The 13,062-nt window shown below is 72.8% G+C and carries 13 protein-coding genes; 11 read left to right on the top strand and 2 right to left on the bottom strand.

Annotation, left to right across the window (positions count from 1 at the left end):
* Positions 1-7: 7 nt before the first annotated feature.
* The 8 genes from atpE (at position 8) to ACH4SE_RS16360 (ending at position 6,828) form a co-directional block, all read left to right on the top strand.
* Complete coding sequence (atpE, locus tag ACH4SE_RS16395; protein ID WP_205043386.1) at positions 8-253, top strand: ATP synthase F0 subunit C; 246 nt, start codon at positions 8-10, stop codon at positions 251-253.
* 44 nt (positions 254-297) lie between these two features.
* A complete protein-coding gene (locus ACH4SE_RS16390; RefSeq protein WP_398544048.1) occupies positions 298-846 on the top strand; it encodes a F0F1 ATP synthase subunit B in 549 nt (182 codons plus the stop codon).
* The gene (locus tag ACH4SE_RS16385; RefSeq protein WP_398544047.1) at positions 843-1,661 is read left to right on the top strand and encodes a F0F1 ATP synthase subunit delta; all 819 of its coding nucleotides are present in this window, start codon (positions 843-845) and stop codon (positions 1,659-1,661) included. The genes ACH4SE_RS16390 and ACH4SE_RS16385 overlap by 4 nt, the downstream gene beginning before the upstream one ends.
* A 110-nt stretch (positions 1,662-1,771) precedes the next feature.
* The gene (atpA, locus tag ACH4SE_RS16380; protein ID WP_398544046.1) at positions 1,772-3,343 is read left to right on the top strand and encodes a F0F1 ATP synthase subunit alpha; all 1,572 of its coding nucleotides are present in this window, start codon (positions 1,772-1,774) and stop codon (positions 3,341-3,343) included.
* A gap of 4 nt (positions 3,344-3,347) precedes the next feature.
* Positions 3,348-4,262, top strand: coding sequence for a F0F1 ATP synthase subunit gamma (locus tag ACH4SE_RS16375; protein ID WP_398544045.1), 915 nt, complete (start codon positions 3,348-3,350; stop codon positions 4,260-4,262).
* A 4-nt stretch (positions 4,263-4,266) separates the two neighbouring features.
* Positions 4,267-5,706 carry a F0F1 ATP synthase subunit beta gene (gene atpD, locus ACH4SE_RS16370; protein ID WP_398544044.1) on the top strand — a complete coding sequence of 480 codons (1,440 nt, stop codon included), beginning with the start codon at positions 4,267-4,269 and terminating at the stop codon, positions 5,704-5,706.
* 110 nt (positions 5,707-5,816) lie between these two features.
* Positions 5,817-6,191, top strand: coding sequence for a F0F1 ATP synthase subunit epsilon (locus ACH4SE_RS16365; RefSeq protein ID WP_398544043.1), 375 nt, complete (start codon positions 5,817-5,819; stop codon positions 6,189-6,191).
* Between the two features lie 190 nt (positions 6,192-6,381).
* Positions 6,382-6,828, top strand: a complete 447-nt coding sequence (locus ACH4SE_RS16360) for a DUF2550 domain-containing protein (RefSeq protein ID WP_398544042.1) — start codon at positions 6,382-6,384, stop codon at positions 6,826-6,828.
* A gap of 9 nt (positions 6,829-6,837) precedes the next feature.
* Here ACH4SE_RS16360 and ACH4SE_RS16355 read toward each other — a convergent pair whose 3' ends face one another.
* A complete protein-coding gene (locus tag ACH4SE_RS16355; RefSeq protein WP_398544041.1) occupies positions 6,838-7,410 on the bottom strand; it encodes a cob(I)yrinic acid a,c-diamide adenosyltransferase in 573 nt (190 codons plus the stop codon).
* A gap of 169 nt (positions 7,411-7,579) precedes the next feature.
* Here ACH4SE_RS16355 and ACH4SE_RS16350 point away from each other — a divergent pair, with 169 nt between their 5' ends.
* From ACH4SE_RS16350 to ACH4SE_RS16340, 3 genes are all read left to right on the top strand, one after another.
* On the top strand, positions 7,580-8,428 hold the full coding sequence (locus tag ACH4SE_RS16350; protein WP_398544040.1) for a 3-hydroxyacyl-CoA dehydrogenase family protein: 849 nt from the start codon (positions 7,580-7,582) through the stop codon (positions 8,426-8,428).
* A gap of 154 nt (positions 8,429-8,582) precedes the next feature.
* On the top strand, positions 8,583-8,906 hold the full coding sequence (locus ACH4SE_RS16345) for an STAS domain-containing protein (protein ID WP_398544039.1): 324 nt from the start codon (positions 8,583-8,585) through the stop codon (positions 8,904-8,906).
* 334 nt (positions 8,907-9,240) lie between these two features.
* Positions 9,241-11,589: an ATP-binding protein gene (locus ACH4SE_RS16340; RefSeq protein WP_398544038.1), complete on the top strand. Its 2,349-nt coding sequence runs from the start codon at positions 9,241-9,243 to the stop codon at positions 11,587-11,589.
* Between the two features lie 656 nt (positions 11,590-12,245).
* Here ACH4SE_RS16340 and nucS read toward each other — a convergent pair.
* Complete coding sequence (gene nucS / locus ACH4SE_RS16335) at positions 12,246-12,908, bottom strand: endonuclease NucS (protein WP_398544037.1); 663 nt, start codon at positions 12,906-12,908, stop codon at positions 12,246-12,248.
* Positions 12,909-13,062 lie beyond the last annotated feature (154 nt).

The following is a 13,062-nucleotide window of genomic DNA, read 5'->3' as shown; positions in this document are numbered from 1 at the left end:
CAGGGAAATGTCTGCCGAGCTCGTTAACCTCGCCGCTGCCACCACCGCCGGCCGCCTCGGCGCGGTCGCCTACGGCCTCGCCGCCATCGGCCCCGGCGTGGGCATCGGTCTGGTCTTCGGTCACTCCATCGAGGCCATGGCCCGCCAGCCCGAGGCCATGCCGATCATCCGCACCAACATGTTCCTCGGCTTCGCTCTCTGCGAGGTGCTCGCGCTCCTCGGTCTGGTCGTCCCCTTCATCTTCCAGAGCTGAATCCCGGAACCGGACCGTAAAGCCACTCGACGAAAGGTTCAGACATGATGACCTTCCTTGCGGAGGAGGGGGCGCAGAACCCGCTCATCCCCGACACCGCGGAACTGGTTATCGGCCTGCTCTGCTTCTTCATCGTCTTCGGCCTCCTTGGCAGGAAGCTGCTGCCGAACATCCAGAAGACCCTGGCGGAGCGGCATGACGCCATCGAGGGTGGCCTGGAGCGGGCGGAGAAGGCTCAGGCCGAGGCCAACCGCACGCTGGAGGAGTACAAGGCGCAGCTCGCCGAGGCCCGCCACGAGGCGGCCCGGATCACCGAGCAGGCCCGCGAGCAGGGCGCGCAGATCATCGCCGAGATGCGCGAGGAGGGTCAGCGGCAGCGGGACGCCATCGTCGCCGCGGGCCACGCCCAGATCGAGGCGGACCGCCGCCAGGTCACGGTGACCCTGCGCCAGGAGGTCGGCCGGATCGCGACCGACCTGGCCGGCAAGCTGGTCGGCGAGTCCCTGGAGGACTCCGCCCGGCAGAGCCGCACGATCGACCGTTTCCTCGACAGCCTCGACGGCTCCGCCGCAGAGGCTGAGGCGGCCCGGTGAACGGCGCGAGCCGTGAGGCGCTGGGCGCCGCCAGGGAGCGGCTGGACGCGCTGACCGACAACGCGTCGGTCGACGTGACCCGGCTCGCCGACGAGCTCGCCTCCGTGACCGCCCTGCTGCACCGCGAGTCCACGCTGCGCCGCGCCCTGACCGACCCGGCGCAGTCCGGCGAGGCCAAGGCCCAGCTGGCGACGCGGCTGCTCGGCAGCCGGCTCGGCGCCGACAGCACGGACCTGGTCGCCGGCATGGTGCGGTCCCGCTGGTCGCAGTCCCGCGACCTGGTGGACGCGCTGGAGGAGCTGGCCGACACCGCCGACCTCACGGCGGCGGAGAAGGACGGCACGCTCGACGACGTCGAGGACGAGCTGTTCCGCTTCGGCCGGATCGCCGCCGGCAGCACCGAGCTGCGGGCCGCCCTCAGCGGCCGGGCGGGTACGGACGCCGCCAAGGGCGAGCTGCTGCACCGGCTGCTCGGCGGACGTGCCAAGCCCGTCACGGAACGGCTGGTCACCAGGCTGGTCACCGCGCCGCGAGGACGTAGCCTGGAGGGCGGGATCGAATCCCTGTCCAAGCTGGCCGCGGCCCGCCGCGGCCGGACGGTCGCCGAGGTGGTCTCGGCGATCCCGCTGAGCGAGGCGCAGAAGCGCCGCCTCGGGGACGCCCTCGCCAGGATCTACGGCCGCCCCGTGCACCTGAACCTGGACGTGGACCCCGCGGTCCTCGGCGGGGTCCGGGTCCGGGTCGGTGACGAGGTCATCAACGGCTCGATCGCGGACCGCCTGGACGAGGCGTCCCGCAGGATGGCCGCAGGCTGACCACCGCCCGCGCAAGCGCAGACAAGCACCACAGACAAGCACTGACGGCCCGCGTTGGGCCGACGCCCCCAAGAAGACTTCGGGCCCAACAAGGAGAGCAGGGAACCCAGATGGCGGAGCTCACGATCCGGCCGGAGGAGATCCGGGACGCGCTGGAGACCTTTGTCCAGTCGTACCAGCCGGACGCGGCCTCGCGCGAGGAGGTCGGTACGGTCAGCGTTGCCGGAGACGGCATCGCGAAGGTCGAGGGCCTGCCCTCGGCGATGGCGAACGAACTGCTGCGGTTCGAGGACGGCACGCTCGGCCTCGCGCTGAACCTGGAGGAGCGCGAGATCGGCGCGATCGTCCTCGGCGAGTTCAACGGCATCGAGGAGGGCCAGTCGGTGCACCGCACCGGCGAGGTGCTCTCCGTCGCGGTCGGTGAGGGCTACCTCGGCCGCGTCGTCGACCCGCTCGGCAACCCGGTGGACGGTCTCGGCGAGATCGCGACCGACGGCCGCCGCGCGCTCGAACTGCAGGCCCCCACCGTCATGCAGCGCAAGTCGGTGCACGAGCCCATGCAGACCGGCCTGAAGGCCGTCGACTCGATGACCCCGATCGGCCGCGGCCAGCGCCAGCTGATCATCGGTGACCGCCAGACCGGCAAGTCCGCCCTGGCCATCGACACGATCATCAACCAGCGCGACAACTGGCGCAGCGGCGACCCGAAGAAGCAGGTCCGCTGCATCTACGTCGCCATCGGCCAGAAGGGCTCCACCATCGCGGGCGTGCGCGCCTCGCTGGAGGAGGCCGGCGCGCTGGAGTACACGACCATCGTGGCCGCCCCCGCGTCCGACCCGGCCGGCTTCAAGTACCTGGCGCCGTACACCGGCTCGGCCATCGGCCAGCACTGGATGTACGAGGGCAAGCACGTCCTCATCGTCTTCGACGACCTGAGCAAGCAGGCCGACGCCTACCGCGCCGTGTCGCTGCTGCTGCGCCGTCCGCCGGGCCGCGAGGCCTACCCGGGCGACGTCTTCTACCTGCACTCGCGCCTGCTGGAGCGCTGCGCGAAGCTCTCCGACGACCTGGGCGCCGGCTCGATGACGGGTCTGCCGATCGTCGAGACCAAGGCCAACGACGTCTCGGCGTTCATCCCGACCAACGTCATCTCCATCACCGACGGCCAGTGCTTCCTGGAGTCCGACCTGTTCAACGCCGGCCAGCGGCCCGCGCTGAACGTCGGTATCTCGGTCTCCCGCGTCGGTGGCTCCGCGCAGATCAAGGCCATGAAGTCGGTCGCCGGCCGGCTCCGCGTGGACCTCGCCCAGTTCCGTGAGCTGGAGGCCTTCGCGGCCTTCGGTTCCGACCTGGACGCGGCGTCCAAGGCGCAGCTGGAGCGTGGCCAGCGCATGGTCGAGCTGCTCAAGCAGGGCCAGTACAGCCCGTACGCCGTCGAGGACCAGGTCGTCTCGATCTGGGCCGGCACCACCGGCAAGCTGGACGACGTACCGGTCGTGGACATCCGCCGCTTCGAGCGCGAGCTGCTCGACTACCTGCACCGCGAGCACAAGTCGCTGCTCACGGGCATCGTCGAGACCGGCAAGCTGGAGGACGGCACCATCGACGCGCTCACCGAAGCGGTCGCCGCCTTCAAGAAGCAGTTCGAGACGTCCTCGGGCGCGCTGCTGGTCGAGGGCTGATCGCATGGGCGCACAGATTCGGGTCTACAAGCGCCGGATCAAGTCCGTCACCGCCACGAAGAAGATCACCAAGGCGATGGAGATGATCGCCGCCTCGCGCATCGTCAAGGCGCAGCGCCAGGTGGCCGCCTCTTCTCCGTACGCCGATGAACTGACCCGTGCGGTGACGGCCGTCGCGACCGGCTCCAACACCAAGCACCCGCTGACCACCGAGCCGGAGAACGCCCGGCGTGCCGCGGTGCTGGTCGTCACCAGCGACCGCGGCCTGGCCGGCGGCTACTCGTCCAACGCCATCAAGGCCGCGGACCGGCTGACCGAGCGGCTGCGCGCGGAGGGCAAGGAGGTCGACCACTACCTGGTCGGCCGCAAGTCCGTGGCGTACTTCAGCTTCCGCGACCGCAAGGTCACGCAGTCCTGGACCGGCTTCTCGGACAGCCCGCAGTACGCCGACGCCAAGGCGGTGGCCACGCCGCTGATCGAGGCGGTCCTGAAGGACTCGGCCGAGGGCGGGGTCGACGAGATCCACATCGTCTTCACCGAGTTCGTCTCGATGATGACGCAGACGCCGGTCGAGCGGCGGCTGATGCCGCTGTCGGTCTCCGAGGAGGCCGACAAGCTGGACAAGCAGCCGCAGGCGAGGGCGCAGTACGAGTTCGAGCCGTCCGCGGAGGGCGTGCTGGACGCGCTGCTGCCGCGGTACGTCGAGAGCCGCATCTACAACGCCATGCTGCAGGCCGCCGCTTCCGAGCACGCGGCCCGCCGCCGGGCGATGAAGTCGGCGACCGACAACGCGGAAGACCTCATCAAGTCGCTCACGCGGCTTGCGAACGCGGCCCGACAGGCCGACATCACCCAGGAAATCAGCGAGATCGTCGGTGGCGCGAGCGCCCTGGCCGACGCGAACGCGGGGAGTGACTGACCACATGACCACGACTGTTGAAACCACCGCCACCGGCCGGGTGGCGCGGGTCATCGGCCCGGTCGTCGACGTGGAGTTCCCCGTCGACGCCATGCCGGAGATCTACAACGCGCTGCACGTCGACGTCGCCGACCCGACGCGGGAGGGCGCGACCAAGACGCTGACCCTGGAGGTCGCGCAGCACCTGGGCGACGGCCTGGTCCGCGCCATCTCCATGCAGCCCACCGACGGCCTGGTCCGCCAGGCCCCGGTGACCAACACCGGCGAGGGCATCACCGTGCCGGTCGGCGACGTCACCAAGGGCCGGGTGTTCAACACCCTGGGCGCGATCCTCAACGAGCCCGAGGCCGAGTCCGAGGTCACCGAGCGCTGGCCGATCCACCGCAAGGCCCCGGCCTTCGACCAGCTCGAGTCCAAGACCGAGATGTTCGAGACCGGCCTGAAGGTTGTCGACCTGCTGACCCCGTACGTCAAGGGCGGCAAGATCGGCCTGTTCGGCGGCGCGGGCGTCGGCAAGACCGTGCTCATCCAGGAAATGATCATGCGTGTGGCGAAGCTGCACGAGGGCGTTTCCGTCTTCGCGGGTGTCGGCGAGCGCACCCGTGAGGGCAACGACCTGATCGCGGAGATGGCCGAGTCCGGCGTTCTCCCGCAGACCGCGCTGGTCTTCGGCCAGATGGACGAGCCGCCGGGCACCCGTCTGCGGGTCGCGCTGGCCGGTCTGACCATGGCGGAGTACTTCCGCGACGTGCAGAACCAGGACGTGCTGTTCTTCATCGACAACATCTTCCGGTTCACCCAGGCCGGTTCCGAGGTGTCCACGCTGCTCGGCCGCATGCCGTCCGCGGTGGGCTACCAGCCGAACCTGGCCGACGAGATGGGCCAGCTGCAGGAGCGGATCACCTCGACCCGCGGTCACTCGATCACCTCGATGCAGGCGATCTACGTCCCCGCGGACGACCTGACCGACCCGGCGCCGGCCACCACCTTCGCCCACCTCGACGCGACGACCGTGCTCTCGCGGCCGATCTCGGAGAAGGGCATCTACCCCGCGGTGGACCCGCTGGACTCCACGTCCCGCATCCTGGACCCGCGCTACATCGCGCAGGACCACTACGACTGCGCCATGCGCGTCAAGGGCATCCTGCAGAAGTACAAGGACCTCCAGGACATCATCTCGATCCTCGGTATCGACGAGCTGGGCGAAGAGGACAAGCTCACCGTCTCCCGTGCCCGCCGCATCGAGCGCTTCCTGTCGCAGAACACCCACGCGGCGAAGCAGTTCACCGGCGTGGACGGCTCGGACGTGTCGCTCGACGAGTCGGTGGCGGCGTTCAACGCCATCGCCGACGGTGAGTACGACCACTTCCCGGAGCAGGCGTTCTTCATGTGCGGTGGCCTGGACGACCTCAAGGCCAACGCCAAGAAGCTCGGCGTCAGCTGACCCGGGGCCGCTAGCGAGGGGGGCAGACCGTCTCTGCCCCCCTCGCGCAGCCCTTATTCTTTGTCTTACGCACCCCCGCCCGCCGGTGGGTGCCGACCCGAGGAGCCGTCTTGGCCGAAATTCACGTCGAGGTGGTGGCCGCGGACCGCAGCATCTGGTCCGGCGAGGCCGCCATGGTCATCGCCCGTACCCTGTCCGGCGACATCGGCATCATGCCGTCGCACGAGCCGGTGCTCGGGGTGCTGCACTCCGGCCCCGTGACGATCCGGACCACCGACGGTGGCACCGTGGTCGCCGCGGTGCACGGCGGTTTCCTCTCCTTCGCGGACAACAAGCTCTCCGTCCTCGCCGAGGTCGCCGAGCTGGCCGAGGAGATCGACGTCGCCCGCGCCGAAAGGGCGCTGGAGCGCTCCAAGGGGGAGAGCGACGCGTCCGCCCAGCGGCGGGCGGAGGTGCGGCTCGCCGCCGCGGCGGGCGCACACTAGGTGAACAGCCCGCGGTGCCTCCGGCTTGACCGGTGCCGCCGCGGGAGCAGGACGAGCAGGACCACGGTGCCGCGGGCCGCCCCCCAGGGGGCGGCCCGCGGCCCCCGTACAGCAAGGGCAGACGCAGGGCCGGACCCGTCCGGGCCCGGCGGCGACGTATCCAGCAGACCCAGGAGAGGAGGCCGGTGACATGATCCTCTCCGTGGAGGTGGTGGGCGCGGTCGTGGCCGCGCTGCTGCTCGGGCTCTTCGTCTTCGGGCTGCGCCGCCGGCTCATCCAGCGCTCCGGGGGCACCTTCGACTGCAGCCTGCGGCTCGCCCTGCCGGAGGGCGCCGAGCCCAGCGGCAAGGGCTGGCTCTACGGGGTGGCCCGCTACAACGGCGACCGCGTCGAGTGGTTCCGGGTCTTCTCCTACGCGCCGCGCCCGCGGCGGGTGCTGGAGCGGCACGCGATCGAGGTCGAGGGCCGCCGCGAGCCGCAGGGCACCGAGGAGCTGGCGCTGCTGTCGGACGCCGTGGTGCTGGCGTGCGAGCACCAGGGCACCCGGCTGGAGCTGGCGATGAGCGACGACGCCCTGACCGGCTTCCTGGCCTGGCTGGAGGCCGCCCCGCCCGGCCAGCGCGTCAACGTCGCCTGACCCCGCGCGCTAGCGGTTCGCGCCGGGCACCCACAGCACGTCGCCGCGCTCCTTGTTCGCCGTCCTCGCCAGGATGAACAGCAGGTCGGACAGCCGGTTGAGATACGTGGCCGTGAGCGCGTTCATGCTGTCGCCGTGCTCGGCCAGCGCCGCCCACGTCGAGCGCTCCGCACGCCGGACGACCGTGCAGGCCTGGTGCAGCAGGGCCGCGCCCGGGGTGCCGCCGGGCAGGATGAAGCTGCGCAGCTTCTCCAGGCCGGCGAGGAAGGCGTCGCAGTCTGCCTCCAGCCGGTCGACGTACCCCTGCTCGACGCGCAGCGGCGGGTACTCCGGGTCCGGGACGACGGGTGTGGCCAGGTCCGCGCCGACGTCGAACAGGTCGTTCTGCACCCGGACCAGGACGGCGGCCACGTCCTCCGGGAGGGCGCCGAGTGCCAGCGCGGTGCCGATGACGGCGTTCGCCTCGTTGGTGTCGGCGTAGGCGGAGATCCGGCTGTCGGTCTTGGCGGTACGGCTCATGTCGCCGAGCGCTGTCGTCCCGTCGTCGCCGGTGCGGGTGTAGATGCGGGTGAGGTTGACCATGACCCGAGCGTAGAGCGTGCCCGCGAAGGGGCGGCAGGGGGCGCAGGTCACGGCGTGTGCGACCAAGGACACACCGTGACGCGGCCGACATCCTGCTGCGCGCCGCCCGCGGGCGGCGCTAGGGTCCGACCCAATACCCCGAGGGGCCCCAGGGAAAGGTGTGTGTGCCGTGGCGAAGAAGCTCGCCGTCGTCGGAGCCGGACTGATGGGCGCGGGCATCGCGCAAGTGGCGGCACAGGCCGGCTACGAGGTGACGCTGCGGGACCTGACGGAGCAGGCGCTGACCCGCGGCACGGACGGCATCAAGGCGTCCTTCGACCGCTTCGTCGCCAAGGGCAGGCTGGACGCGGACGACGCCGGGGCGGCGCTCGCCCGTATCAGCACCACCACCGACCTGGAGGCCGCTGCGGACGCCGACCTGGCGGTCGAGGCGGTCTTCGAGAAGATCGAGGTCAAGCAGGAGATCTTCCGCGAGCTCGACCGCATCACCGGCCCGGAGACCGTGCTGGCGTCCAACACCTCCGCGATCCCGATCACCAAGATCGCCGCCGCCACCGCGCACCCGGAGCGGGTCGTCGGAACGCACTTCTTCTCTCCCGTGCCGATGATGCAGCTGTGCGAGCTGGTCCGCGGCTACAAGACCAGCGACGAGACGCTGGCCCGTGCCCGGGAGTTCGCCGAGGGCGTCGGGAAGACCTGCGTCGTCGTCAACCGGGACGTCGCCGGCTTCGTCACCACCCGGCTGATCTCCGCGCTCGTCGTCGAGGCCGTCAAGCTGTACGAGTCCGGGGTGGCGAGCGCCGAGGACATCGACACCGCCTGCAAGCTCGGCTTCGGCCACGCCATGGGCCCGCTCGCCACGACCGACCTGACCGGTGTGGACATCCTGCTGCACGCCACGGGCAACATCTACGCCGAGTCCCAGGACGAGAAGTTCGCGCCGCCGGAGATCATGCGCCGCATGGTGGACGCCGGCGACCTGGGCCGCAAGAGCGGTCAGGGCTTCTACCCCTACTGACCGTACGGACGGCGTCCGCCCGGATCACCCACAGGGGTGAATTCGGTATCGGTTCGCTCACGGAGGGCAACTTCTGTTTGCGACGGGCCGTCAGTTGTGTGAAGACATACGGACCAGCCCGTTTGCCGGTGCCGAACTCCCCGGGAGAGTGACCATGCACATCAGGGGCGACCACGCCAGGCTGGTCGTCGGGGGCCGCCTCGACGTCCGCAGTGCGGCGGACGCCCGTACGGCGCTGCACACCGCGGTCGATTCCGGCTGCGGCGACCTCGTGCTCGACCTGACCGAGCTGGACTCGTGGGACGCGACCGGACTCGGCGTCATCATGGGCGCCCACCGCAGGGCCGGCCGGGCCAACCGGCGGCTCGTGCTGTGCAACGTCCCGCCGCAGATGCAGCGGCTGCTGGTCGCCACCCGGCTGCACCGCATCCTCGCGATCGAGCCGGAAGGCGCCGCCGCGCCGGGCGAGCGCTTCTAGCCCGCGCACCGCGCGACGTGCCGTCAGGTGCGGTCGCACCGCCGGTCCGGCCCGGGGCGCCGCGGGTGGTCGCGCGAACTGCATCCGTCAGGGCTCCGTCCGCCTCCCCCCTCGCTCGCGGGCCGCCGGTCCGGTACCGGCCGAACTGCCCCTTTGTGCCGGTGGCGACGCGCGCCCCGGAGCGCTCACCGGGCGCCGGAGCCGCCCCCGCGCTTCAGCGAAACCGTTTCTGCCCCTAGAGTTTGGGTTCCGACGGCCCCGGCCCGGCGCGCCGCGCGCGCCCCGGCGGGGACGCGCCAAGGACCGCCAAGGACCCCTGAGGACCGCTGAGGACATGGACGAGCACAACGGCGAGCCCGGCCGCCCGGGGCAGGACGAGCCCTTCGACGCCTTCGGGGTCCGCAAGGGCGCCGGACGCGGCGAGCGCAGTGCGCTCGTGCCCTACCAGCAGCAGGCCCCCGCGCCGCGTGACCTCCCCGGGCCCGACCCGAGCGCGTACGAGGGGCTCCGCCCGGCGGAGCCCGCGCTGCCCGGCCCGGACGGCTTCCCCCCGGCCCCCGCCGGCGGCGACGCCCCCACCGAGCTGCTGCCCAGGGCCGCACGCGCGGCCCGCGAGCCGCTGGAGCTGATGGCCGCCACCCGCACCCCCAGCGGCGGCAGCGCCCGCGTCCGGCGCGTCACCACCCCCGACTTCCTGCTCACCGTCAACCCCATCGACGGCACCGAGATCGTCCGCTGCCCGCCCGCGGAGCGGCGCACCCCCGTGCCGCGCACCCGTGACGAGCGCGCCGCACACCTCACCGCCGCCCGCCCCGCGCCGCCGCCCGGGCCGCCCGCGCCCGAACTGCCCCTGCTCGACCGGGACGAGGAGCGCGAGCGGGTCATCCGGCTGCTGTCCCGCGGCCGCTCCGTGCGCGTCACCGGGCCCTCCGGCGCCGGGCGCACCGCGCTGCTCGAAGCCGTCGCCAAGGCCTGCGCCGGACTCGCCCCCGAGGGCGTGCTGTGGCTGTCCGGCTACCACCGCACCGTCGGCGACGTCCTGCAGAACCTCTACGACATCGTGTACACCGGCGGCGACCACCGTCCCGACCGCTCCGAACTGCCGCGCCTGCTCGGTGAGTTCGGGGCCGTCGTGGTCGTCGACGACATCGAGTTCGGCGGCACCGCGCTCGCCGAACTGCTCGCCGCCGCGCCCGAATGCGCCTTCCTGCTCTCCGCGACCCCCGACGCGCCCGCGCCGGCCGCCGAGTCCGCGGTCGAGGACGTCTACCTCTCCGGCCTGTCCCGCACCGCCTGCGTGGACCTGCTGGCGTTCGCCGCCGGCCGCGCCCTCGACGAGGACGAGACCGCCTGGGCCGCCGACCTGTGGTTCGAATCCGAAGGCCTGCCGCTGCGCTTCGTCCAGGCCGGCGCGCTGCTGCGGCAGCGGGACGCGCTGCGCCACCCCGCCGAGCCCGACCGGGACGACTCCGTCTGGGAGAACGGCACACCCGGTGCCGGCCCCTCCCTGCCCGACCTCACCGGCTTCGACGACGCCCCCCGCCCGTTCCCCGTCACGCCGCCCGCCCGCATACGCGCGGCCGACGTGCCGCTGCCCACCCTCGCCGAGAGCGCCACCCCCGCGGGCCTGCTCGCCTCCCGGCTCAGCGAGGCCGCGCGCGAGGCCCTCGCCTTCGCCGTCGCCCTCGACGGCGAGATACCGCACGCGTCCCACCTGCCCGCGCTCGTCGGCGACACCCACGGCGATGCCGCCCTCGGCGAGATGACCTCGGTCGGGCTCGCCGTCCCCGTCGCCTCGCACTACCGGCTCGCCGCCGGCGTCACCCGCCAGCTCGCCGCCGTCTTCACCGCCGAGGGCGAGCTGAGCGAGGTCCAGGCGCACACCGCCGCCCTCCACTACGCCTGGTGGAGCGGCCACCCCTCCGTCACCCCGGCCGGCGCCGCCGCCGAGGCCGAGGCGATCCTCGCGTCCATGACCGCCTGCCGCCACAACGGCAACCCCGGCGCTGCCGTCCTCCTCGCCCGCACCGTCGCCCCCGTCTTCGCCGCGGCCCTCCACTGGAGCGCCTGGGAGCGGGCCCTGCGGCTCGGCCAGGAGGCCGCCCGGCTCACCGGCGAACTGGCCGAAGAGGCGTACTTCCACCACGAGCTGGGCGTGCTCGCCCTCTGCAACGGCGAGTACGACCGCGCCCGCGCCGAGCTGGAGGCCTCCGTCGGCATGCGCGGTGTCCTCGCGGACCGTCAGGGGTCCCTCGTGGGCCGCCGCGCCCTCGCCCTCGTCGAGGACATCTCGCCCACCCCGCGGCCCCTCGAACTCCCGTCCGCCACCCTGCCCTTCGAGGACGAGCCAGCCGCTGCCGCCGCCGTGACGGCGCCGCTCGCCGTCATCGGGCCGCCGCCCTCGCCGGGCCCCAGGCGGCTCGCCGTCGTCGGCACCCGCCGCAACCTCGTCGCCGCCGGCACCGGTGTGCTCCTCGCGGCCGTCCTCGGCACGGTGGTCACGCTGGGCGCGACGTCCGGCGCGGACGGCTCCGACCAGAACCCCCAGGTGAAGCCCCTGGAAACCAGCCAGGGCGCCACGGACCCCGACACCACGCAGCCGGCGTCCCGCCGTCCTCCGCGCCGACCTCCCCGGCCACCCCGTCCACGTCCCCGCCCGCGACGACCCCGTCAACACCGATGACGTCGGGCCCGACCCGCGCGTCGACGAGCCCGACCCCGTCCCAGCCGTCGGGCCCGAAGCCCCCCAGCCCCACGACCCCGTCGAAGGGCTCGACGCACACGGCCTCGTCGACGCCGTCGCCGACCCACTCGGCGTCGCCGACCGCGACGCCGACCTCGGCGTCGCCTTCGCCGACCGACACGACCGCAACACCTGATCAGCCGGCGTCGCTCACCGCGTCGGCCTCCGGGTCGGCGGCGGAGGTGGCCGCCGGCTGACGCGCCGGGCAGCCCTCAGGGGCGCGGGGAACTGTGTGCTCGGCCCTCTGCGGGGCGCGGGTTGTCACCGGCCCGCGGGGGTGGTTCGGTCCGTTCCGGACCACCGGCCGGTGGGTGGTTGCTCGCGCAGTTCCCCGCGCCCCTGGTGTGCCCGGCGGGGTAGCCGCAGCCTCTGGTGCCGCGCCCCTGGTGTGCCCGGCGGGGTGGCCGCGGCCTCCGGGGCCGCGCCCTCGGTCTGCCCGGCGGGGTGGCCGCGGCCTCCGGGGCCGCGCCCTCGGTCTGCCCGGCGGGGTGGCCGCGGCCTCCGGGGCCGCGCCCCTGGGGGGCCCGGCGGGGCGCCGTGGCCCTCCCGCCCCGCGGGGCGGCGGAGGTCGCTCACCGCCGCCCGCAGGGGCTCGCTCAGAAGAGGCGGAGCTTGTCGTCCTCGATGCCGCGCATCGCGTCGTAGTCGAGGACGACGCACTCGAGGCCCCGGTCCGCCGCGAGGACCCGCGCCTGCGGCTTGATCTCCTGGGCCGCGAAAACGCCCTTCACCGGGGCGAGGTGGGGGTCCCGGTTGAGCAGTTCCAGGTAGCGGGTGAGCTGCTCGACGCCGTCGATGTCGCCGCGCCGCTTGAGCTCGACCGCGACCGTACCGCCGGAGGCGTCGCGGCAGAGGATGTCGACGGGGCCGATCGCGGTGGGGTACTCGCGGCGGATGAGGGTGTAGCCCTCGCCGAGGATCTCGATGCGGTCGGCGAGGAGTTCCTGGAGGTGCGCCTCGACGCCGTCCTTGATGAGGCCGGGGTCGACGCCGAGCTCGTGCGAGGAGTCGTGCAGCACCTCTTCTATGGTGATGACCAGTTGCTCACCCGCCTTGTTGACGACCGTCCAGATGCCGTCCTCGCCCTCCTTGAGCGTGCAGGGCGGGGACATCCAGTTGAGCGGCTTGTAGGCACGGTCGTCGGCGTGCACGGACAGGCTGCCGTCCGCCTTGACGAGGAGCAGCCGGGTGGCGGACGGGAGGTGGGCGGAGAGCCGTCCCGCGTAGTCGACGGAGCAGCGGGCGATCACGAGGCGCATGGTGGGCCACGCTACTAAAGACCGCCCCGCGTCCGCGATTCGGAGCCCCTCCGGCGGCCGGCCGCGGGCGGCCGCCGTCCCGGGCGGGGCCCGCCGCGGGCGTCTGGCACGTGTCAGCGGCGTACCGCACCGTACGAGTTCGGCCGACTACGCG

The organism is Streptomyces sp. NPDC020983 (assembly GCF_044333485.1).
In the GTDB taxonomy this organism is placed as follows: Bacteria; Actinomycetota; Actinomycetes; order Streptomycetales; family Streptomycetaceae; genus Actinacidiphila.
The sequence above is the reverse complement of the archived record's forward strand: the minus strand, read 5'-3'. Positions and strand labels throughout refer to the sequence as shown.

Bases quoted from the DNA above. Each gene is read 5' to 3' on its own strand.
- ACH4SE_RS16390 (WP_398544048.1), top strand. From the start codon at position 298: ATGATGACCTTCCTTGCGGAGGAGGGGGCGCAGAACCCGCTCATCCCC.
- atpA (WP_398544046.1), top strand. From the start codon at position 1,772: ATGGCGGAGCTCACGATCCGGCCGGAGGAGATCCGGGACGCGCTGGAG.
- ACH4SE_RS16345 (WP_398544039.1), top strand. From the start codon at position 8,583: ATGCACATCAGGGGCGACCACGCCAGGCTGGTCGTCGGGGGCCGCCTC.
- ACH4SE_RS16360 (WP_398544042.1), top strand. From the start codon at position 6,382: ATGATCCTCTCCGTGGAGGTGGTGGGCGCGGTCGTGGCCGCGCTGCTG.
- atpE (WP_205043386.1), top strand. From the start codon at position 8: ATGTCTGCCGAGCTCGTTAACCTCGCCGCTGCCACCACCGCCGGCCGC.
- nucS (WP_398544037.1), bottom strand. From the start codon at position 12,908: ATGCGCCTCGTGATCGCCCGCTGCTCCGTCGACTACGCGGGACGGCTC.
- ACH4SE_RS16340 (WP_398544038.1), top strand. From the start codon at position 9,241: ATGGACGAGCACAACGGCGAGCCCGGCCGCCCGGGGCAGGACGAGCCC.
- ACH4SE_RS16355 (WP_398544041.1), bottom strand. From the start codon at position 7,410: ATGGTCAACCTCACCCGCATCTACACCCGCACCGGCGACGACGGGACG.
- ACH4SE_RS16375 (WP_398544045.1), top strand. From the start codon at position 3,348: ATGGGCGCACAGATTCGGGTCTACAAGCGCCGGATCAAGTCCGTCACC.
- atpD (WP_398544044.1), top strand. From the start codon at position 4,267: ATGACCACGACTGTTGAAACCACCGCCACCGGCCGGGTGGCGCGGGTC.